Source organism: Thermococcus sp. 9N3 (genome assembly GCF_012027685.1).
Taxonomy (GTDB): Archaea; Methanobacteriota_B; Thermococci; order Thermococcales; family Thermococcaceae; genus Thermococcus; species Thermococcus nautili.
In genome coordinates this window covers 163421-183354 of record NZ_SNUV01000003.1, presented here as the reverse complement: position 1 = coordinate 183354, position 19934 = coordinate 163421, and the positions used below count along the sequence as shown (strand labels likewise).

At 56.4% G+C, this 19934-nt stretch carries 22 protein-coding genes and 1 rRNA gene; 9 read left to right on the top strand and 14 right to left on the bottom strand.

Going from position 1 to position 19934, the window contains the following annotated elements; translation table 11 throughout:
* Window positions 1-170 precede the first annotated feature (170 nt).
* Both E3E30_RS10670 and E3E30_RS10665 read left to right on the top strand, forming a co-directional pair.
* On the top strand, window positions 171-911 hold the full coding sequence (locus E3E30_RS10670) for a hypothetical protein (protein WP_042691607.1): 741 nt from the start codon (window positions 171-173) through the stop codon (window positions 909-911).
* 18 nt (window positions 912-929) lie between these two features.
* The gene (locus tag E3E30_RS10665) at window positions 930-1955 is read left to right on the top strand and encodes a CheF family chemotaxis protein (RefSeq protein WP_167729534.1); all 1026 of its coding nucleotides are present in this window, start codon (window positions 930-932) and stop codon (window positions 1953-1955) included.
* Here E3E30_RS10665 and E3E30_RS10660 read toward each other — a convergent pair.
* A complete protein-coding gene (locus E3E30_RS10660) occupies window positions 1948-3222 on the bottom strand; it encodes a CGP-CTERM sorting domain-containing protein (RefSeq protein WP_167729579.1) in 1275 nt (424 codons plus the stop codon). The two genes, E3E30_RS10665 and E3E30_RS10660, sit on opposite strands and share 8 nt — an antisense overlap.
* A 69-nt stretch (window positions 3223-3291) precedes the next feature.
* Between E3E30_RS10660 and E3E30_RS10655 the strand changes: the two genes are divergently transcribed.
* Entirely contained in the window at window positions 3292-4041 is a 750-nt protein-coding gene (locus tag E3E30_RS10655; protein WP_042691615.1) for a PH0542 domain-containing protein, read from the top strand.
* Here the strand turns inward: E3E30_RS10655 and E3E30_RS10650 are convergent.
* Together E3E30_RS10650 and rrf are read right to left on the bottom strand one after the other, a co-directional pair.
* Complete coding sequence (locus E3E30_RS10650) at window positions 4009-5058, bottom strand: hypothetical protein (RefSeq protein ID WP_167729533.1); 1050 nt, start codon at window positions 5056-5058, stop codon at window positions 4009-4011. The two genes, E3E30_RS10655 and E3E30_RS10650, sit on opposite strands and share 33 nt — an antisense overlap.
* A gap of 74 nt (window positions 5059-5132) precedes the next feature.
* Window positions 5133-5254 (bottom strand): 5S ribosomal RNA (gene rrf, locus E3E30_RS10645).
* Window positions 5255-5307: 53 nt separating this feature from the next.
* Here rrf and E3E30_RS10640 point away from each other — a divergent pair.
* Together E3E30_RS10640 and E3E30_RS10635 are read left to right on the top strand one after the other, a co-directional pair.
* A complete protein-coding gene (locus E3E30_RS10640) occupies window positions 5308-6795 on the top strand; it encodes a hypothetical protein (protein WP_167729532.1) in 1488 nt (495 codons plus the stop codon).
* 1 nt (window position 6796) lies between these two features.
* Window positions 6797-7159, top strand: a complete 363-nt coding sequence (locus tag E3E30_RS10635; RefSeq protein WP_042691620.1) for a ribonuclease P protein component 4 — start codon at window positions 6797-6799, stop codon at window positions 7157-7159.
* Here E3E30_RS10635 and E3E30_RS10630 read toward each other — a convergent pair whose 3' ends face one another.
* Together E3E30_RS10630 and E3E30_RS10625 are read right to left on the bottom strand one after the other, a co-directional pair.
* On the bottom strand, window positions 7160-8320 hold the full coding sequence (locus E3E30_RS10630; RefSeq protein ID WP_167729531.1) for a cell wall-binding repeat 2 family protein: 1161 nt from the start codon (window positions 8318-8320) through the stop codon (window positions 7160-7162). It abuts the gene before it with no gap.
* A 223-nt stretch (window positions 8321-8543) separates the two neighbouring features.
* The gene (locus E3E30_RS10625) at window positions 8544-9116 is read right to left on the bottom strand and encodes a cyclase family protein (RefSeq protein ID WP_167729530.1); all 573 of its coding nucleotides are present in this window, start codon (window positions 9114-9116) and stop codon (window positions 8544-8546) included.
* A gap of 53 nt (window positions 9117-9169) precedes the next feature.
* On the opposite strand from E3E30_RS10625, the gene E3E30_RS10620 reads away from it, so the two are divergent.
* Both E3E30_RS10620 and tsaA read left to right on the top strand, forming a co-directional pair.
* Entirely contained in the window at window positions 9170-10435 is a 1266-nt protein-coding gene (locus E3E30_RS10620) for an adenosylhomocysteinase (RefSeq protein ID WP_167729578.1), read from the top strand.
* A gap of 33 nt (window positions 10436-10468) precedes the next feature.
* The gene (gene tsaA, locus E3E30_RS10615; RefSeq protein WP_167729577.1) at window positions 10469-11125 is read left to right on the top strand and encodes a tRNA (N6-threonylcarbamoyladenosine(37)-N6)-methyltransferase TrmO; all 657 of its coding nucleotides are present in this window, start codon (window positions 10469-10471) and stop codon (window positions 11123-11125) included.
* Here the strand turns inward: tsaA and wtpC are convergent.
* The 5 genes from wtpC to E3E30_RS10590 all read right to left on the bottom strand — a co-directional run bounded on the left by wtpC (window position 11097) and on the right by E3E30_RS10590 (window position 14994).
* Window positions 11097-12131 carry a tungstate ABC transporter ATP-binding protein WtpC gene (wtpC, locus tag E3E30_RS10610; protein WP_167729529.1) on the bottom strand — a complete coding sequence of 345 codons (1035 nt, stop codon included), beginning with the start codon at window positions 12129-12131 and terminating at the stop codon, window positions 11097-11099. The two genes, tsaA and wtpC, sit on opposite strands and share 29 nt — an antisense overlap.
* Window positions 12118-12870 (bottom strand): tungstate ABC transporter permease WtpB, encoded by a 753-nt coding sequence (wtpB, locus tag E3E30_RS10605; protein WP_042691645.1) that lies wholly within the window; start codon window positions 12868-12870, stop codon window positions 12118-12120. The genes wtpC and wtpB overlap by 14 nt, the downstream gene beginning before the upstream one ends.
* 34 nt (window positions 12871-12904) lie before the next feature.
* The gene (gene wtpA, locus E3E30_RS10600) at window positions 12905-13951 is read right to left on the bottom strand and encodes a tungstate ABC transporter substrate-binding protein WtpA (protein WP_167729576.1); all 1047 of its coding nucleotides are present in this window, start codon (window positions 13949-13951) and stop codon (window positions 12905-12907) included.
* Between the two features lie 174 nt (window positions 13952-14125).
* The gene (locus E3E30_RS10595; protein WP_167729528.1) at window positions 14126-14683 is read right to left on the bottom strand and encodes an HD family hydrolase; all 558 of its coding nucleotides are present in this window, start codon (window positions 14681-14683) and stop codon (window positions 14126-14128) included.
* A 2-nt stretch (window positions 14684-14685) separates the two neighbouring features.
* Window positions 14686-14994, bottom strand: a complete 309-nt coding sequence (locus tag E3E30_RS10590; protein WP_042691654.1) for a hypothetical protein — start codon at window positions 14992-14994, stop codon at window positions 14686-14688.
* A 49-nt stretch (window positions 14995-15043) separates the two neighbouring features.
* Between E3E30_RS10590 and E3E30_RS10585 the strand changes: the two genes are divergently transcribed.
* Complete coding sequence (locus E3E30_RS10585; protein WP_099212122.1) at window positions 15044-15601, top strand: Era-like GTP-binding protein; 558 nt, start codon at window positions 15044-15046, stop codon at window positions 15599-15601.
* On the opposite strand, the gene E3E30_RS10580 is transcribed toward E3E30_RS10585, so the two are convergent.
* The 3 genes from E3E30_RS10580 to E3E30_RS10570 are packed head-to-tail and all read right to left on the bottom strand — an operon-like array spanning window position 15602 to window position 17566.
* A complete protein-coding gene (locus E3E30_RS10580; protein ID WP_167729527.1) occupies window positions 15602-16024 on the bottom strand; it encodes a secondary thiamine-phosphate synthase enzyme YjbQ in 423 nt (140 codons plus the stop codon). It abuts the gene before it with no gap.
* A 5-nt stretch (window positions 16025-16029) separates the two neighbouring features.
* Window positions 16030-16311 carry a hypothetical protein gene (locus E3E30_RS10575; RefSeq protein ID WP_167729526.1) on the bottom strand — a complete coding sequence of 94 codons (282 nt, stop codon included), beginning with the start codon at window positions 16309-16311 and terminating at the stop codon, window positions 16030-16032.
* Entirely contained in the window at window positions 16265-17566 is a 1302-nt protein-coding gene (locus E3E30_RS10570; protein WP_167729525.1) for a prenyltransferase, read from the bottom strand. Before E3E30_RS10570 ends, E3E30_RS10575 begins: the two co-directional genes overlap by 47 nt.
* 69 nt (window positions 17567-17635) lie before the next feature.
* On the opposite strand from E3E30_RS10570, the gene E3E30_RS10565 reads away from it, so the two are divergent.
* Window positions 17636-18736 (top strand): TRM11 family methyltransferase, encoded by a 1101-nt coding sequence (locus E3E30_RS10565; RefSeq protein ID WP_167729524.1) that lies wholly within the window; start codon window positions 17636-17638, stop codon window positions 18734-18736.
* Here the strand turns inward: E3E30_RS10565 and E3E30_RS10560 are convergent.
* Complete coding sequence (locus E3E30_RS10560; protein WP_167729523.1) at window positions 18733-19926, bottom strand: MFS transporter; 1194 nt, start codon at window positions 19924-19926, stop codon at window positions 18733-18735. The two genes, E3E30_RS10565 and E3E30_RS10560, sit on opposite strands and share 4 nt — an antisense overlap.
* Window positions 19927-19934 lie beyond the last annotated feature (8 nt).

Genomic DNA, 19934 nt, shown 5'->3' with positions numbered 1-19934 from the left:
CCAGTGCTGAGGAGGTTAGTTCTGCTGTTGAAGAGCAGACTGCAGCAACAGAAGAACTCGAAAGAGCAGCAAACGACCTCAAAAACATCGTGGCCCAGTTGCGCGATATTATCAGCAGGTTCAAGCTGTGACTTTCGTTGTTTCCCTTTCCACTTTGAGGGGGTGAGAACGTGGACTGGGTAATGATTGCAGTCATCGCGGTCGTGGTGTTGCTCGGCATGGTGGTTACAGCATACCTCATAACCAACGCGATAAGCAACCAGATGGGAGAGCTCTACGCGGCCCTGCTTGAGCGGGAGCTGAAGAGCGAGAGCCCCGCCCCGAAAAGGGAGGAGCCCAAGGCTGCCCCCAGGGAAGAGAAGAAGCAGATGAGCGTCTCGGGGGTTAACGAGGACGAGCTCATCAAAAAGCTCCGCCAGGTCATTGACGAGAAGGTTCAGCGCGTCCTCGATGAGGCCAGACACAAGAAGGAGAGGCTCCTCATGCTCCTCGACGTTGCGAGGGGCTACACCCTCGGGTACATAAGCGAGGACGAGTACAACGCGTTCCTCATGAAGGTTCTCGCCGAGCTCGACGAGTTCAAGAAGCTCTGGCTGGCGCGCTTCCCGAGCCAGAAGGACAAGGAGAAGCTCAACCAGGTGATAGCCTACGTCGCAAGGACGAAGCTCCCAATTACCGTCAAGAGCAAGGACGGAAAGACAACCATCAAGCTCCCGCCCGAGGAAGCACTTATAAGGATGACGAGTAGCATCAACAGTGCCGTGAGCATACTCGACGAGATGATATCCTCGCGCGGCGGAAACCCGGCCGTAACGCCCCTGGAGATAAAGCTCTCCCAGGAGTGCGAGAAGCTCCGCGCGAAGGTTGAGAAGCTCGAAAGGCAGCTGGAGGAGTGCCAGGCCCTCACCTGAGGGCGGAAGGGATGACCTATGGCGGTAACAGAAACAAGGGTCAAGGTAGCCATTATCTCGTCTTGGAAGGGCTCGGGCCGCGTCAACTGGCGCGACGCCCTCGGGGTTATTCAACACGATAGGCTTATTCTGAAGTATCTTCGCATGGGTGAGGTCGTCGGCGAGGACAACTTCCCATTCTCAACGCTCAGCGATTTGGCCGTCAACGTTCCCGACAACTACAAGCTCAACCCCGAGAAGGAGCACTTTGGATTGAAGTTCTACGTTCCCGGAAGGGGCGACCTCACGCTCATCCTGACGATTGGTGACAACCTCCTTATATACGATGAGAAGAAGTTCAAGGAGTTCGTCCACACGATTTTTGAAACCCTGATAAACGGAAAGGCCGTCAGGATACAGCTCGCGAGGATTAAGGGTGGAGCGATAAACATGGACTCCAAGTGGCAGGACGGTTCGCTGAGGATAGTCTCCGTCAAGTCCGCCAAGAAGGGAAGAACCGAGAGGAACATAGTGGTTCTCGACCCCGACATGAGGCCCATCCCGATATTCTCGGACGTTGAGGACATGGACGTCGAGGAAGTTGACATGGACGGCAAGAAGGTTCAGGCTTGGAAGATAAAGCACTTCTACGTGAGCGAGACCGTAACGTCCTACCTCTACATCCCAGAGAAGAAGACGAGGCTCTTCATCCTGCGCTACCTGCTCAAGTACATACCAGGCTACTTTGAGTTCATCATGAAGGTCTCGAAGGAGTTCCCAACGCTCCAGGCGGAGTTCAAGGAGGTAATGGAGAAAGAACTTAAAGAACTCGAAAGCCTCGACGAGACGGAGAAGCAGATACTCATGGCGCTCTACTCCGGTCTCAACCCGCTTGAGATACACCAGTTCCTCGGCCTCAGCGAGAGGGAAATCGAGGAAATCTACGACAGGATGATAGACAAGGGGCTCCTCAAGATAGTCATGATAAGGAAGGTCGTTGACCTCACGAGGGAAGGAAGAAAAATAGTGAACAAACTAATCGAATACGGCCTCGTCTCTATGTGAGCCTCCTCAAGAGCAGGACAAGGGCTGCGAGGAGAACTATGAACCCAGGCCCGCATATGGAGCTCTTCTGGCTTCCTTTCATGGCGCTGACATCAATCACGTAGAACGTTGAGCTCGCCGTTCCGATTACCGCCTCGCTGCCCTTCACCGCTATGCTCCTGACGTAGCCCGTGTTTGGAAGCTCACCGAGGGTCTTTCCGTCCTTTGGGTTGATGGCGTATAGGTTGCCAACGCTGTAGATGTAGGTCGTTCCGTTCTCGGTCTTGCTCTGGAACTTGCCGGTTCCGGCCAGGAGAACGCCGTCGGTGTAGGCCAGGGTCTTAACGCGGTAGGGGAACTTCCTCTCCCAGAGGGTCTTTCCTGAGGGCAACTCAACGGCTACCAGAGTTCCGTTCTTGCCGTCGTAGCCTCCGATGTAAGCGGTATCGTTCAGAACCAGTATATCCTCGGTGTAAAAGAGACTCTCGTTGAGGAGTATCTTTCCACCAGGGGAGACCACGTAGAGACGGCCCTTAGAGTTGTCCCAGCCGGTTCCAAGAACCGCGTTGCCCTTCCAGACCTCCATGTCGCGAACCCAGTGGCCGAGGCTGACGTTCCAGAGGAGCTTTCCCTCGGGGGATATCCCGTAGAGGGAACCGAACTGGAAGCTTCCAACGTAGCCCGATGGAAAACCGGAGCTCGCGTAGATGATGCCGTCGCCAGCCCTAACGCGGGTAATCATATCGTCGAAGGTAAGGTTCCAGATGCCCGTCAGGTTTTCACCGAGCTTCACCGCGTAAACGTGCCCCTTGTAGGAGCGGGAGCCGTTGTATAGGAAGAAGTCCCCGTCGGCTACGTAGGCAACCCCATCTGAAACCACGAAGTCATAGAGCTTGTTCACGACGTCGTAGAGCGACACTATGCGGCCCTTCTTATCGAACTTGAGGAGGGCGCCGAAACTGCCAGCGAGAACGTCATCTCCGGTGGGGACGAGCTTGACGGTGTATCCAGAGGAGTTCTGCCACAGCCTAGAACCGTTGGTGGAAAAGGCCGATAGGACACCTAGGTAGTAGACCTCAACGAGACCGCTCGAGTTCATGACCTGCCGGTAGGAGCAGGCGGCGTAGACTGCATCCTCCGTCAGGGCAACGGCCTCTATGCTCTTCTGGTACTTCACGTTATCGCAGACCGTCCCCTTCCACAGCACTGGACTCTGGGACGCTGAAACGCTTCCGAGCAGAAGAAACGCCAGCAAAGCCACCAAAATCACTGGAACGCTTCGCTTCATGGCCAATCCCCCAAAAGAAGTGGTGAAAAGCTTATATAAACCTTTGCAGTATCCCCTATGGTGGAAGCGATGGACGAGGAGTTCGACCTTAGGGAGGCACTGGCAACGGGGGAGGGCCTTCAGGAGGTCATAGCGAGGGCAACGGTCAACAAGGAGTTCCTCAAGGAGGTCATAGAACTCCTCGATGACGACCTGTGGACAGTTCAGAAGAACGCCCTCCGCGTCGTCGTCGAGGTTCTGAGGGACATGCCCGAGCTGCACGACTCGCTTATAACCAAGCTCATGGTCATGCTCAGGAAGAGCGAGGCGGTTCCCCTCACCCAGGAGATAGCCAGGGCCTTCGGCGTTCTGGCCGAGATTGCCCCGGGCAAGGTGGCAAAGATAGTGCCGGTAATCTTCGCCAACTACCGCGTTGGAGACCCGAAGATAAAGGTGAACGCGACCTACGTCCTTGAGGAAATAATGCGCGTCAGGCCCAGCCTGCTCGGCAACGTCTTCCGCGACATAGGCTTCATGCTGACCTCAAAGGAAACCTCCGACAAGCTCGCGGCGCTCAACTTCATTCTCGCGCTCAGCGAGAACGGAATGAAGTACGTAACCCCCTTCCTGCCCAAGCTCTTCGCTCTCCTCCACGACAAGAACGAGCTCGTGCGCGCGAGCGCCGTCGAGACGTTAGTTGCACTCGGCGAAACCAACGAAAAGCTCAGAAAGATAGTGATGTCAAAGCTTGAGGAGGTAAAGGACGACCGGAGCGAACTCGTTCAGAAGAAGCTGAAAGAGGGGCTCTCAAGACTCATCATTCTCGACAGAGGTGTCTGAACCACTCGCCTCACCAAGCCTCTCCTGGAGGAGCGTCTTAAGGGCCTCCTTAAGCTTCTCGTTCTCCCGTCTTAGGCGCTCGTTCTCTTCCTTCAGCGACTCGGCCTCCGCCAGGAGCGACCTTATCTCGTTTAATGTCTTTTCGAACTTGGACTTGGGAATGAAATCGCTCTTGATGACCTCAATCGCCGAGAGGGCGTCCTTTGCACCGGTCAGGGCCACCAGCTCCTTCTCGATTGCCCGAATCTCCTTAAGCTTCTCCTCGTACTTACCAATCTTCTCGCTCAGGGCATCAACGCGCTTGGCCATCTCCTGGAACATCGCGAGCCTCTTCTTCAGCTCCTCCAGCTCGCGCTCCCGCTCGACGAGCTTCTTTCTTAACTTATCGTTCTCCTTCGCCAGGCCCCTGAGCCGGACGTTCTCCTCAACGAGCTTCTCGTAGTGCTCCTGAAGCTCCCTAAGGGCCTTAGCGAGGTCAACGCTTACACCGAGAACCTCGCGCTTGAGCTCTTCCCTCAGCTCCTCAACCCTCTCCTCGACGAGCTTCCTGAGGTGCTCATCGGCCTTCTTCCCATAGGTCTCCTCAACACGCTTAAAGAGCTCAGCCGGGAGGCGGTCAAGCTTCTCCTCAAGCTCGTTCATCCTCGGGACTATAGCCTCGACGCCCTCAAGGAAAAGCGTCCTCTGCTCCAGCTCTGAAATCCTGGCCTCAAGCTCCTTGAGCCGTTTGTCAACGGAGTAGCTGAGTTCCCTGTGAGAAGTACCGAGCTCCTCAAGCTTGCGGTTGAGGTTCTCTATTCTCTCGCTCAGAAAGGAGCGTTCGATGCGGAGTTCCCGGATAACGGCCGCTATTGCTTCAAGGGCAAGAAGGGAGTAGTCGCCAAGAGTTTCGGACTCGGGGATAGCGGATTTAACCTCGTCCCAGTTACGCAGGGTCTTGAATTCCTCGATAACCTCGGAATGCCGGTCTCGAATGTAGTCCCAAGTCAACCTGCCCTTCGATGACTTCTTGAGCATAACTACCGACCGTAAAAAAATAGTCCCGGCCTCTTAAATAGCTTTTGTGTAGGTGGTTACGAGAGAAGGTTAGTGGCCGGCGGCGTTCCCGGTTTCCCGCCCCCTCTCGGAGGGCAGTACACCCGGGAACGCAGGCGGGCTTAACTTCCGGGGTCGAAACGAGACCGGGTGTAACCCCGCCGCTATGGCCGCCGTGCCGATAACACCTTCAGAGATGACTTTATAAACTTTGCGGTTCTTCAGGCTTCGATGGAAGAGCTACTCGCGCTACTCAGGGAGGAGCACAGGGAGCCCCTGACACCAGAGACCCGGGTTAGGGATTTCCTTCGCGAAATCCAGGGGAGAAACGGGGAGGAGGTTGAGGTTGAAGGCTTCCTGCTACTCAGACAACCACCAAACGCGCCGAGGGACGCGGTTTACTACCTTCTAACCCCTCTCTCCCCGGAAGAACTGAAGAAGAGCAGGCTCAGGGCGTACCTCGTTCTGAGGATAGACGAGGCGAGCACGATTGAGGATAGCGTTTATTCCGGCGCCTACGTGAGGGTTAGGGGAATACTCGACGCCTACCCCTACGGAAACCTCAGGCTTCTTCGCGTCATCGAGCTGAAGGAAACCCCTTACGAGAACCGCTGGCTCAACTACCGGGACTACACGCTGAGCCGGGGCGAGCTTGAGAGCCTCATTTCGAGCACGGTCTACGCGAACTACGAGACGGAGAGGGCGATAATATACTCCCTCCTGAGCGCCCCGACCGTCATAGGAGCGGGGAACTGGGGGGAGGGAGTGACGTTCTCGGCCTTCAAGGGAGAGCGCGAGCGCTCGGTTCTCTCACTCTGGGAGGCGTTAAAATACCTCCACTCGCTCCTTCCGGAGGAGTTGAAGCTCAGGAGGGACAGGTGGGCGGAGTTCGACGACGATTTCTTGGGCCTCGACTTCAGGTTCGCGAGGCCGAGGGCGAAGTTGGCCTACTACGTCCCCCACACGAGGGCCATGCTGAAGAGGCCCAGGCCGGTGCCCAAGTGGGCTGAGGAGCACTTCCGGGAAAAGAGCGCAGGCTTTCTCAGCCCGAGGCTCGTTATGAAGCCCGAGGACGAAACCGCAACTCTCGGGGAGGCCCCGCTCGTAATAACCGAGGACGTTGCCTACGAGCGAAACCGCGAGCTTGAGGAGCTTATTCCTAACGTCGTCGCCACAATCATGGCCGCCAGAAGGCGCGTCGGAGTTTTAAACCTCGGTGAGATAGAGGACTACCGCTACCGCTTTGAGGCCTTCCTGATGAGAAACCGGAACGAATACGGGGAGCTCTTCGATGCCCTGACGCTCTCGGGCAAGGTATTTAACGTCGGGCTTAGGTACAGGCTTGGGGCGAGGCTTCTCGGCGCGATGGGGCGCTTCGAGGGAAAACTCGGAAGGGGCCTCATAAGCGACCTGCTCGGACTGTACCAGGAGATAACCGACACGTGGATAAACGAACTTCCCGACAGGGAAAAGCTGAGGCTCCTGAGGGAGTACGCGCGCTACATAGGAAACTCCAGGGTGGCGGAGATTGGCGTCAGAATCTTTGAAGACCTCGAGGCGACTTCCATTGACGGCACGGTCAGGAGGGAGGAGTTCTTAAAGGCCCTAATCGAGGCCGGTTTCAGGAGGGAGCACGCGGGGGAGACCCTTGAGAAGTTGCTCCGCGAGGGTTACCTCTACGAACCGTTCCCCGGAAAGCTGAAGCTGGTGAGGTGGTAACGTGGGAAAGAAGTTCCTGAGAAAGAAGGAGCAGAGGGAGAAGAAAAGGATAGCGAGGGAGCGTGTTGAGACGCTCTTCACCCTCGCGGAGAGGGTTTTTCCATACAGCCCGGAGCTGGCGGACAGATACGTTGAGATAGCCCTTGCCGTCCAGCAGAAGGCCAAGATAAGACTCCCGAGGAAGTGGAAGCGTCGCTACTGCAAGCGCTGTCACTCATTCCTCGTCCCGGGAAAGAACGCGCGCGTGAGGCTGAGGAGCAAACCCTACCCCCACGTCGTCATAAAGTGTCTCAACTGCGGGCACATAATGCGCTACCCGTACCTGCGGGAGAAAAAAGCGAGGAGAAAAGGGGAGGAAACCTAATCAGTGCCTTCCGCTCTTCTCGGGCTTTGAAGCCATTCCCGGGTTCATCTTAACGGTTTCCCTGTTCGTCATGTAGAGCTCGTGGAGGGCCTTCTTGGCATCCTTGAGGAGCACCCTGGCAACGCTGTAGTTCCCCGCATCAATTGCCTCCTTGACCTTGTCAAGGATTGTCTGAACGGAGCTAACGTTAACTCCTGCCTTCTCAAGGACCTCAAGCTGGGCCTCAATCTTCTCAAGCTCCATCTCAAGGGCGAGCTTTCCGTTCTTTTCCATGGCCCTGTGGAGCTCCTTGTTAGCCTCCTTGAGGGCGAACTCGGTCTTCACCTGGAGCTTAAGGGCCAAAGCGTAGGCTCCGGTGACGTTTCCGGCCTGAAGGCTTGCGTTAGCCTGCTCCATGAGCTGGAGCATCTCCCTGACCTGCTCCATAAGCTGAGTGGAGTTCGTGGTGTTCGCTATCCCCTCGATGGCCATGAGCCTCTCGCGGACCTGCTCCATAATCATCTTAACCTGCTCGGCCGTAACATTGGCCTGGACCTGCTTGGCGGTGCAGTTGCAGGCCTTGAGCTCCCTGGAGACCTTTTCCATGACCTTCTCAGAGGCCCTGCTCTGGACCATTACCATCTCCCTGACCTGGAACCTCTCCATGAGCCTGGTGGCGTTGGTCGACTGGTTGACGTATATTATCATCGCACGGTTCTGGACGGCGAGCCTGAGGGCGGTCTGGACTGCAAGGCTGTCGTTGCCGGCAACGACGACGCTGGCGTTGAACTTGATTCCAAAGACCTTGCTGGCGTTGCCCATAACCGCGAGGTCAGTCTCGTACCTGTTGGCTCCCCACCAGCGGTAAACGGTTATGTTGTACTCCTCAAGGTCGGTAACGTACTCGCTCACAACCGCGTCGGGACCGCCTATTATTATAACCTGGTCCGGGGCGTAGCTCAGTATCTCCGCCGTAACGTTCGGGTCGTAGGTGCCCCAGGTGGTCGTCACGACGACCGCACCGGTCAGGTTGGCGAGGTACTGAGCTATCGCGTTGTCCGCGGCGTTGTCGCTGACGAGTATCACTGTGACGGTCTCTTCCGCCGAGGCACCGCCAACACTGAATGCCATTCCAATCATAAGCAGTCCGAACAGGACTGCCACCAACTTCTTACCCATCATGGCTCATCACCATTACCAACTACGAAAAAGCCCTATTTAAGCTTTTTTCACGAAATTAAGGGCAGATAGACGGTTTCTTAAAAATTCGGGGGATTTCGTTTGTTCTTTTGCTTCCCACACCGAACCACAGAGGTTCTCATCGTTCCAAATCGTTCCAAACGCCAAGTTAGCACCCACTAATCCAAAAGGGGGCATGACAATTCTCCAGAAACCAAAAGGGACGTTAATCTTCGATTATTGCTACCGCCCTAACAGGGCTTCCAGAGCCACCCTCGATTCTCAAGGGGAGGCCTATGAACGTGAAGGTTCTCCCAACCAGGGCCTCAAGGTTGACGAGGTTCTCGAATATCGGAACTTCTTCGCTGAGGAGAATAGTGTGAACAGTCTCGTCGCCGATGCTCATCGCGTCGGTGCCGACGGCTTTAACTCCCTCGGCCACGAGGAAGAGCGCGACCTCCGGCGAGAGCTCCCTCCCGCCCGTAAGGAAGAGGACAATCCTGCCGTGATAACCGGAGTCGGGAATCTCATCGAGCTTGACGGTTCCCTCGCCGTCGCGAACGTCAACGACAAAGGCCTCACCGATGAACTTCTCAAGGGGCATCTCGTCTATCGTCTTTCCGCCGGGAATGAAGTGAGCCGGAGCGTCAACGTGCGTCCCCGAGTGCTCGCCGAGCTTGAGGGCGTTCATGTAGTAGCCGTCGCGCTCGATGAAGGCCCAGGGCTTGACCTTTACCTCCGGGTCGCCGGGGTAAACCGGCGTGTCCTCTCCCAGGGGGAGCGAGAGGTCGACTATCATAACAACACCAACCCTTTTTAACCCAGGAAATTAAAAACCCACCGGTGGTTGGTATGGACTGCACGAAGGATTACTGCGTCAAGGACATCTCGCTCGCTCCGAGCGGGGAGAAGAAGATTGACTGGGTCTCGCGCTTCATGCCCGTTCTCCAGACGATAAGGAGGGAGTTCGAAAAGGAGAAGCCCTTCAAGGGCGTCAGAATCGCCACGACGCTCCACCTTGAGATGAAGACGGCCTTCCTGCTCCTGACCCTCAAGGCCGGGGGAGCGGAGGTTTCTGCCGCCGCCAGCAACCCGCTGAGCACTCAAGATGATGTCGTCGCTACATTAGCTAAAGCCGGCGTCAAGGTCTATGCCATCAGGGGGGAGAGCAGGGAGGAGTACTACGAGAACATGCACAAGGCTCTGGATATAAGGCCCAACATCATCATAGACGACGGCGCGGACATGATAAGCACCGTTCACCGCGAAAGGCAGGAGTTAATAGACGAAATCTGGGGCGCGAGCGAGGAAACGACCACCGGGGTAATAAGGCTCCGCGCGATGGAGAAGGACGGGGTTCTTAGGTTCCCAATCATAGCGGTGAACGACAGCTATACCAAATACCTCTTCGACAACCGCTACGGAACCGGCCAGTCCACGTGGGACGGCATAATACGGACTACGAATCTGCTCGTCGCCGGAAAGAACGTCGTCGTTGTCGGCTACGGCTGGTGCGGAAGGGGAATAGCGATGAGGGCGAGGGGCCTCGGCGCTACCGTAATCGTTGTTGAGGTCGACCCGATTAGGGCCTTGGAGGCGAGGATGGACGGCTTCCTCGTCATGGACATGAAGGAGGCGGCAAAGGTAGGCGACATCTTCGTCACCTCGACGGGCAACATCAAGTGCATTCGCAAAGAGCACTTCGAGCTCATGAAGGACGGAGTAATCCTCGCCAACGCCGGCCACTTCGACGTTGAGATATGGAAGCCCGACCTTGAGGAGCTCGCCGTTGAAATAAGCGAGCCGAGGCCCAACATCAGGGAGTACAAGCTTAAGGACGGAAGGAGGCTCTACCTCTTAGCCGACGGAAGGCTGGTCAATTTAGCGGCGGCAGACGGCCACCCGGCGGAGATTATGGACATGAGCTTTGCCCTGCAGGCGAAGGCGGCGCAGTACATCAAGGAGAACCACGAGAGGCTTGAGCCAAAGGTCTACATCCTGCCGAGGGAGATTGACGAGATGGTCGCGAGGATTAAGCTAAGCGCAATGGGAATAAAGATTGAGGAGCTCACCGAGGAGCAGAGGGAATACCTTGAGAGCTGGGAGCACGGAACCTGATTCCCTTTTTCACTTTCATTCTTGGTGATGCCCATGAACTTCGAACCCTTCAAAATAACCCCCGTCGGCTTCGTGAGGAAGGAGCCGGAAACGCACATCGAAATCCTACCCGAGTTCTGGGAGGCAACGGAAGGCCTCAGGGAGGGCGACTGGGTCAAGCTCGTCCTCTGGTTCCACGGGAGCGACACGCCCGCAAGGAGAAGGATCCTCAAGGTGCACCCCTACGGGAACCCAAAGAACCCGCTCACCGGCGTTTTTGCCACGCGCTCGCCCTACAGGCCGAATCCAATAGCTCTTTACACCGTCAGAATTCACCGCATCGAGGAGGGCAGGCTCTACATAGACGAGATTGACGCCCTCGACGGAACGCCGGTGGTTGACATCAAGATTTTCGTCGAGCGCTACGACTGCCCCAAGGAGGTGCCGATAGAGGAGCGGGAAGCCGAGATACCCAAGGGCAGAATGATTGGCGAGGTGAACATAATCCCGAGGAAAGCCGAGCATTTAGACGAGCTTGAAGAGGTCTCGCCGGAGGAATACGACGCGCTGATACTCGAAATAGGCCCTAAGACGACGACGTTGACGGCTAAAGAACTCGTCGAGCTCATCGATGCCCTCAATGAGGTCTACGAGAGCCTGCCGGTGGAGATAAGGGACAAGCTCAGAACACGTGGAGCGCGCTCGCCTTGAAGCTGACGTAGACCTCCTTTCCCTTCTCTATCCCGAGTTCGAGCATCGATGAGCGGGTTATGAAGGCCGTAAGGGTTATATCGCCGAGGGAAAGGTGAACCCTCACGAGCGGGCCGAGCTCCTCGATTGACTCAACGGTTGCTTTAAACTCGTTTCTGGCGGAGCTCCTTATCGGCTCGGTCGAGATTATTATGTCCTCCGGTCTTAAGCCGACCCGAACCCTTCCTTTAGCTTCGACCGGAAGCTCAATCTCAATGCCGTTGACCCTGAGCTTTCTCCCTTCGGCGATTCCCTCGATTATGTTCTCGAAGCCGAGGAAGCGAGCGACTTCCTCACTCACCGGTCTTGAGAAGACGTCCCTGACCTTACCAACCTGAACGAGCCTGCCGTCGAGCATCACCCCAACGCGGTCGCCGAGGCTTATGGCCTCTTCAAAAGAATGGGTTACGTGCAGAGCCGTGAAGCCCAGCTCTCGCTTCCAGCGCTTCATCTCGGTTAACAGCTTCGCCCTCGTCTGGACGTCGAGGTTGGCAAAGGGCTCGTCGAGGAGGATTAACGGCGGCTCGACGACGAGCGCCCTCGCTAAAGCTACCCTCTGTTGCTCCCCACCGCTCAGCGTCCTCGGCTTTCTGTGGAGGAGGTGTTCTATCCTGAGGACCTCGGAGATTTCTCGCACTTTGCGCTCTATTTCGGGCTTTGGCACCTTCCTGACCTTCAGGCCGAAGGCTATGTTGTCGTAGACGCTCATGTTGGGAAAGAGAGCGTAGTTCTGGGGGACGTAGGCTAAACCGCGCTTCTCGGGCGGAAGGTCCGTAACGTCTCTGCCTTTGAGGTAAACCCTCCCCGAGTCCGGCTCTATTATCCCCGCGATTATCTCAAGGAGAACCGTCTTCCCCGCACCGCTCGGGCCGAGTATTATGAAGTGCTCGCCCTCTTTAACCTCGAGGGTTATATCCCTGAGGTGGAACTCCTTCCAGTCCTTGGAGATTCCCTCAGCCCTGAGCATTGGCACTCCTCCCGACAATCCAGCGGAGCAGGACGAATATCGTGAGGCTTATCGCGATGAGTATAACCGAAATCGGCCTCGAAGCCCTTAAACCGTAGTTGTTGAAGTACTCCATGACGAGAACCTGGGCGGTCTTTGGATAGTAAGCGACGATGAGTATGGCTCCAACCTCGCTTATGGCTCGAGCCCACGTCATTATGGCCCCGCTCGCCACGCTGGGAAAGGCTATCGGCAGGGAAACCGAGAAGAAGACCCTTAAGCGGGAAGCGCCGAGGGTTCTCGCGACGGCCTCGACCTTCTCATCCACCGCCAAAAAGCCGTCGCGCGCGGCGTTTATCGTGAATGGCGCCGAAACGAAGAGCATCGCCGCGATTATGCCGGTGTAGCTGTCGAGTATGGCGTTCGAAAAGGTGACGAGGAGCATTATGCCGACGACGGAGTGGGGGATTACGATTGGGACATCAACAAGGGCCTGAACGAGGCTCTTTCCCGGGAAATCCCTTCTGGCCAGAACGTAGCCGAGGGGGACGCCGAATAGGAGAGCGATTAATGCCGTCGCGGTCGCAGTCAGGAGGGAATTTCTGAGGGCCTCGGTTACGTAGGGGTCGTGGAGCGTCTTGACAAGCATCCCCAAGTCCGAGAGCTGCTTGGCGAAGATAACCACTAACGGAAGGGCGATGTAGACGATTAGAAAGCTTCCCAGCGACGCGAAAAAGTAGAGGGTGTAGTCGCGCCTCATGGCCATCCCCAAATTGGAAGGGAGAATAAAAAGCTCACCCCTCAACCTTCACCTCGTCATTTATCTCCTCGGGGACGTTGCCGAACGCTATCGGCGGCCAGATGAAGTCCTGGTAGTTGGCCTTGAAGACGTCCCTGCCCTTCTCGCTCAGGAGGTACTTGAGGAACTCCATCGCAAGCTCCCTGTGGGGGGCGTCCTTTGGAACGGTAACGCCGTAGACGATGGGCTTGGCCTTAATGACCTTTCCAGTAGAGCCGATGTAGATGCTCACCTTTCCGTAGTAATCGGCCATCTTGAAGTCCTTGAGGTTTATCTCCTTGGGAAGCTCGATGTACTTCAGGTGGTGCTGCTCGGCGACGCTCTTGTAGATGAAGAAGTAGTCGAGGCTTCCGCTCTCGACGAGGCCCGTCAAATCGGTTTCCTTCGGCCTTATGACGACCTTGTCGTTCTTCACCTGGATTTCCTTCGGGGCAACGATTAGGGAGCCGTTGTAGTAGATGTTGGTGTTCTTCTCGACGAGGGTCTCAAATATGGGCTTGCCGTAGTAGTAATCCGCGAGCTTCATGACCATTACCGAACGGTAGCCGCAGGGGTCCTGGTTGGGGTCGGAGAATCCGAAGGTGACGCCGGGCCTCGCGAGGATTTCGTACCAGTTGTCGGAGTTAATCTCGTCGGCGTACTTGCTCTTCTCGGTGAAGGCTATGACTATCTCGTTGGTCGCGAAGAGGACGTAGAAGTCCGTGTAGTTCGGCACCATGAGCTGGGGGATGAGGGTGTAGTCTGCGACGGCGACTATGTCCGCCTTCTTCCCGAGGTCTGTGACCTTCCTCACAGCCGCGACACTACCGCTGGCCTCGTCCTGGAAGGTTACCTTAACTCCAAGGTTCTCTTCGGCGTACTTCGCAAACTCGTCTTCCAGCTGCTTGAAAGGGACGCTCAGCGAGCCCGCGTGGAAGATTATCAGCGTCTCTTCCTTGAGGGAGCTCCCAGAGCTTCCGGAGTCATTAGAACCACCGATGCACCCGGAGGCAACCAGGGACAGAACCAGCAGGGCGATTAAAGCCAGACCCGTCCTCCGCATTGAAACCACCAAATGAATGGGCAAAACCGTGTATTTAAACGTTATGCGCAAACAGGACTGTTAACGTAAACGGAAGTGTTTTCGTGAATTAACGCCCCAACGAAACCTTTTATCAGGTTTCGACCCTGGATTATAAGAAGATTCGAAAGGTTCAATTGTTGCACCGCGGTTAGACTAACCACGATGCAAATTCTCCCGCATCTCAACGAGCCCCTCAACGAGCTCCCGGAAATAGGAGTAGAACTCGCTCTCGCGGAGCTTCTTCACAGTTCCCCAGAACTCGTCGAGGTTCCTGAAGCCGGCCTTCTCGTACTCGTAGGCCTGAATCAGCATCTCCAGCCTATCGGCGAACTTCACGAGCTTTCCTTCGGGACTCGTCTCCTCCTCGTACTCGCGCCAGAGTTTAAAGTACTCCTTCGGCTTTGGGGAGGATAGCAAAAGCTCCATAACCGCTTTCTTCTCGGCCTTGCCCTTATCAAGGTAGTACTGGGCCGTCTTCGGGATATCGGTTATCCTCGACTCGCCGACGTCGTGGAGGAGCGCTATCTTCAGGGCCTTCTCGACGTCGATTTCGACCCCCTTCGCCTTCAGTTCGTCCGCGAGGAAGAGAGTTATTAAAGCGACGCGGTAGCTGTGCTCGGCCACGCTCTCAGGGTTTGGAACGCCCCTGAGGAGCCAGCCCGTCCTCGGGAGCCTCTTGAGGTTGCCCAGCTCGATTAGAAGGTCGAGCATGCTCACTCCTCCGTCGTGAAGAGGGCCCTCTCGGTCTCGATGGCGGTTGCGATGATTGCATCGCCGAGGAAGCGACCGTAGACCTTAACGGTGTCGCCCTTCCCTATGCAGGGACTCCCCGCGAAGTCAACCCTTACCCCGTGGATTTTGAAGGTCGTCCTCCAGCTCGGCAGTTCCATCGGCAGGAACTCGATAACGGGCTTGTCCTCGATTTCGCCTTCGAGGACGACGTTTTTGCCCCTCAGCTTCCCGTTCAGGTCATCGGGAGTGACGACGTAGTAATAGTGATGACCGAGCTTGACGCGCCTCATGCCAATCACCTTTAAATTCAACCGCTGAGTTGAATTAGGGGGTGAAGAGATGATAAAGGTTGCGATAATCGGTGCCGAAAACGTCGGCAAATCAACCCTCATGAACGCACTCGTGGGCGGGAAGGTGAGCGAGGTAGAGGATTTGCCCGGGACGACGAAGGGGCTCGTGAGGAGGCGCTTTGGAAAGCTGAAGATACCCAAGGGCATGAAGAACCCCTTCGGAGGGGCAGACGAGTTCGTGCTCATAGACACGGCCGGCCTCTTCGACCCGAGGCTCGAGCTCCGCGGGAAGGTCCTCAGCGAGGAGAAGTTCAAAGAGCTCATAGACGAGATAGTCTCAGCGGACATAATAATCCACATGGTCGACGCGACCGTCGGCCTTCACAGGGGCATGGAGAAGCTCCACCACATGCTCAAGATGCGCTACGACAAGCCGATAATCGTCGTCATCAACAAGATTGACCTCGTTCCAAGGGAGCGCGTGGAGGAGTTGAGAGAAATCATAAAGAAGAGGCTGGAGCAGGAGCCACTGGCGTTATCGCTGGTTACCTACGAGGGCTTCAACGAGCTCCTTGAAAGGATTGCCCACATGGCGATGTACGTCTAATCACTCCTCCGGCATCTCTGGACAGGGACATATCATGACGTAGACCTTCCTGTGCCTCGGGCCGTCGAGCTCGACGAAGAGAATCCTCTGCCAGGTTCCAAGGTGGAGCTCCGCCTGGTCTATGGGGACGACCACCTCGGGGTTGAGGAAGATGCTCGCCTTTATGTGCGCGTGCGCGTTCCTGTCAATCCTGTCGTGGGCGTAAGAACCTTCCCTCGGCACGAGCTCGGCCATTTTGCCCTTGATGTCCTCGATTAAGCCCGGCTCGTACTCGTTTATGAAGAGGCCCGTCGTCGTGTGGTGGGTGAAGACGACGGCTATGCCGTGCTTTACCTTGGAGCGGTAAACGAGTCTCTGAACCTCGTCAGTTATGTCAACAACCTGACAGCGCTCCTTCGTCTCGATACTTATCTCGTACAGCATAACAATCACCCCAGCTCGGCGAGGAGTTTCCTCAGCAGGGTTTGAACATCAAGGTTCTCATTGAAGGCAACGGCCCTTAAAATCACCGCCGTCTCGTAGGCGTTGAGGAGCTCGAATTTGCCGGCGCGAACCTCTGATTTCAGAATGGAGTAAACCTCCTCAACGGCGTCCCTGAAGAGGGCATCGTTGGAGTAGAGTTCCTCCCTTGACAGAAGGAGTGAGACCAAATCCCTGAGGAAGTCAAGCCTGTTTTCTCGCCTTCCCACCAGCGACCTGAGCCTTTCCATTCTCCAACCCCTTTAACTCTTCGTGAAGGGCCTTTATGAGGATTTCTGACATGAGGAGTGAGGCAAAACGCCTATCCCTGACCTCGAGGGCCGTGTCTATCGCCTTCTCAACGTCACCGCGCTTGAGGTAGTGGTGGGCAACGTCGGCCATCACAACGGAGCGGAGCCTCGGACTCTGAAGGGCGAGGCCTATCCTCCTCGCCGACTCAACGTCGCCCGTGAGGATGTAAAAGCGGGCCACCTTCGCCCAGACCTCCTCGGAGCGGGCGAAGCGAGCTATCGTGTTCACTATCTCCCTCTTCTCGGGCGTCGGCTCCTCAAGGATGCGGTTCATCAAGACCTTGCCAACCCTCGAGGATTCACCCTCGTTCAGGGCGCTCATGAAATCCCCGATGGCAGAGGGGTTCTTGTCGAGGAGGTCGAGGGCAACGCGCTCAAAGAGGCTTTCATCGCCGAGCTTACGGAGCAGGTGGACGGCAAGCTTTCCCCTGCCGGCGAGGGCAAGGGCCGTTGAAAGCTCCGATATGAAGTTCTCACCGAACTTCTCGGACAGCTCCTCCGTGAGGGCGGTAAAGGAGTCAACGTACCGCTCTATGACACCGAGTTCACTCAGCCTGAATGCCAGCTCCTTGAAGGCCTGCCTGGCCCACTCGCGGGAGCCCATTTCGCGGACGGCTGAAAAGGCCCCCTCGTAACTGCCGAGGGCAACGAGCGCCTTTGAGAGCTCAAGGAGCGCCTTCGAGCGGTAGGGCTCGTCCGTGATGTACTCAAGGGCCAGCCGTATCTTCCTGAGTCTGTAGGCAGTCTTAATCGGGTTCACCTCAAGGGAGCGCGAGATTCCCCGGACGAGGGAAACGAGCGTTGACTGCCTGAGCTTAGCGTCGGATATCTCGACGGCAAAGGTTATCGCTTCCCCAACGTCCCCAAGGCTTAGAAGTGCCAGGGAGGCCGTTTTGAGGAGTTCGTCCCGCTGGGGAGGGCTCAAATCCCGGGACTCCGAGAAGACCCGCGCGAACACCTTCCGATATGCTCTAATCCTCGCCCTGCCCAGGGAGACGCCGATTGAGAGCAGGGCCTTGAGCATTTTGAACGGGTCATCTATCGACGTCAGGGACTCGAAGGCGCTGAGAAACGCGCGCTTGTAGAGGGGATGGCCCTTCCTCGCGAGCTCCTCGCCTATCCTCGCGTAGGTAACGGTTCTGACGTAGGGGTCTGGGATATCCCCCGCTGATTCAAGCACCTCAACGACGAGCATTGCAACCACCGACTCAGGCTTGCTTGACTTACTCGGAAGCTTTTTAAAAACTTACCCAAAGCGCAATCCATGTATGGAGTAATATTAGGCAAGAATCCCGAGCTGGGAAGGGCTGAGTTCTTCTCGTTCGCGAGACGTTTTGGTCTAAAGGTCAAACCTATTGAGGACGGAAAAAACTGGATTGTTTTCGAGTCAAAACCTTCAATAGAGAGGCACTTCCGCTGGCTCGGCGGGTCGCTCAAGCTCGTGAGAATCGTCGGAGAAGGCGATGAAGCGATAAAGGACCTCGAATACGCCAAGCTCTTCACGGTCAGCCTCTACGGAAGGGACGACTGGAGGCTCTGGCGGAAGCTGGGGAGCGCCGTAAAGAGGGAGTTCAAGAGGGAAGGCCCGGCAAAGTTCTTCAAGCCGGCAAAGGTCTACTCCATGCCTGCCGAGCTGATTCTGAAGGGTTTTCCAGAGGTCAAGGACATCGTCTTCCTGTTCCGCGACGACGGGAGCTTCCTCGTGGGCGAGACGGTTAAGGTTACCGACCCCTTCGAGCTGAAGAAACTCGACGTGGAAAGACCGGTTCAGAGGCCAATCCTCTCGATTCCGCCGAGGCTGGCAAGGATAATGGTGAACCTCACCGAGGTAAGAAAGGGCCTCTTCCTCGACCCCTTCTGCGGTATCGGAACGGTCCTTCAGGAGTTCGTCCTCCAGGGGTTGCCCGCTTACGGGAGCGACCGCGACCCAGAGAGAGTGAGGGAAGCGAGGCGGAACATCGAGTGGCTCAGAAAAGAGTTCAGGCTCAGGAACTCGGCGAGGATAGAGGTATGCGACGCGAGGAAGCTGAAGCGCTGTTTCCGCGAGCGCTTTGACGCGATAGTTACCGAACCCTACCTCGGGAAGCCCTTAAAGAGGAACCCTGGCAGGGGCGAGGCTATAAAGCTTGCCAACGAGCTGGACAGGCTGTACTTTTCGGTCTTCGAGAGCTTCTCAGACGTCCTGAAGAGGAACGGGAGGGTCGTCTTCGTCTTCCCTGCATACAGACTGAGGGACGGGAGCATCTACCGGAAGGAGCGGAAGTGGCTCGGAAAACTGGGCTTCGAGGTTCTATCGAGGCACCTCGACTACGAAGAAAGGCACCGCTTAGTTAGGGACATCCACGTAATAAGAAAAAGGAGTTAAGAGAGCTCCTCGACGGGGAGCCTCATCCTGCTCGAAGCCAGCAGGAGGAGTATTCCGAGCAGAGCCATGCCGAGGTAGATTATCATGCCCGTCGTGACGCTGTGCACGAGGACGAACATGACGTTCGGGGCTACCGCGTTGGCGGAGTTCGAGATGAGTCCCAGGGCGAAGCTGGCCTCGGGGTAGATTTCCTTCGGGTAGGCCGCTGGAGCCGTCGTCCAGAAGGCAGGACCCGTTCCCTGGACGATTCCGGTTATCGCTATTCCAAGGAGTGCCAGCGTGTAGTCGTTTGCGCTTATGGCTTTCCAGACGAGGAAGAGTCCCACGAAGGTTACCGCGTAGGAGAGCGTCATGACGCTGACGATGGCCCTGAACAGACCGCGGTTGCTGGTGTTCTTAACCGAGAGGCGGTAGCCGAGGTAGCCCATGATTATTGACCAGAGACCCATCGAGACCTCAAGGGTCATAACGAGGTTTGCCACCTGGGAGTCGCTGAACTCCACGTTATGGAGCGTGAAGGAGCCGAGGGTGAAGATAATCCACAGGGCCGGGAAGAAGGTGAAACCGAAGACCCAGGTGAAGGGCATCTTCCAGACGTTGACTCCCGAGGAGTGCTTCTCCTTGGGAATCTCGAAGTCCTCTACGAAGAGCCACCAGATTGCGAGCATGACGTACATGAGTACGGCCGAGATTAGGAACGCCTGGGTGACCGATGACCAGCTCGCGTCGCTTCCACCAGCCCACTTGGCAAGGTTTATGCCGTAGATTCCACCCCAGAAGATTCCGGACAGGATTACACCCTTGGCGAAGGGCCTCTCGGCCACGAAGAGCCTACCAATCTGGTTGCTGAAGACCGCTATGAGAGCGACGATAAAGCCCTGGAAGAAGCGGAGCGCTACCACACCCCACCAGCTGGGCATGAAGGGAATCAGGAACTGCGGAATCGCGGCGAAGCTGACGATTAAAGCCACACTCCTCTTGAAGGAGCCCTTGAAGAGGCTCGTTCCGCCGAGGAGGAACGCGACGAAGAGACCGACGACGTAAGCGGTCTGCTGGTAGCCCATCATTGCCTCGGTGATGCCGTAGTGCGTCAAAACCGCGTTCTTGAACTTCTCGAGCATGTGCATCGTTCCAAAGCCCGAAGCAACGAGAAGTGTGTTAATCAATACCGTTGACCACCTCTTGTCCATGACAACCA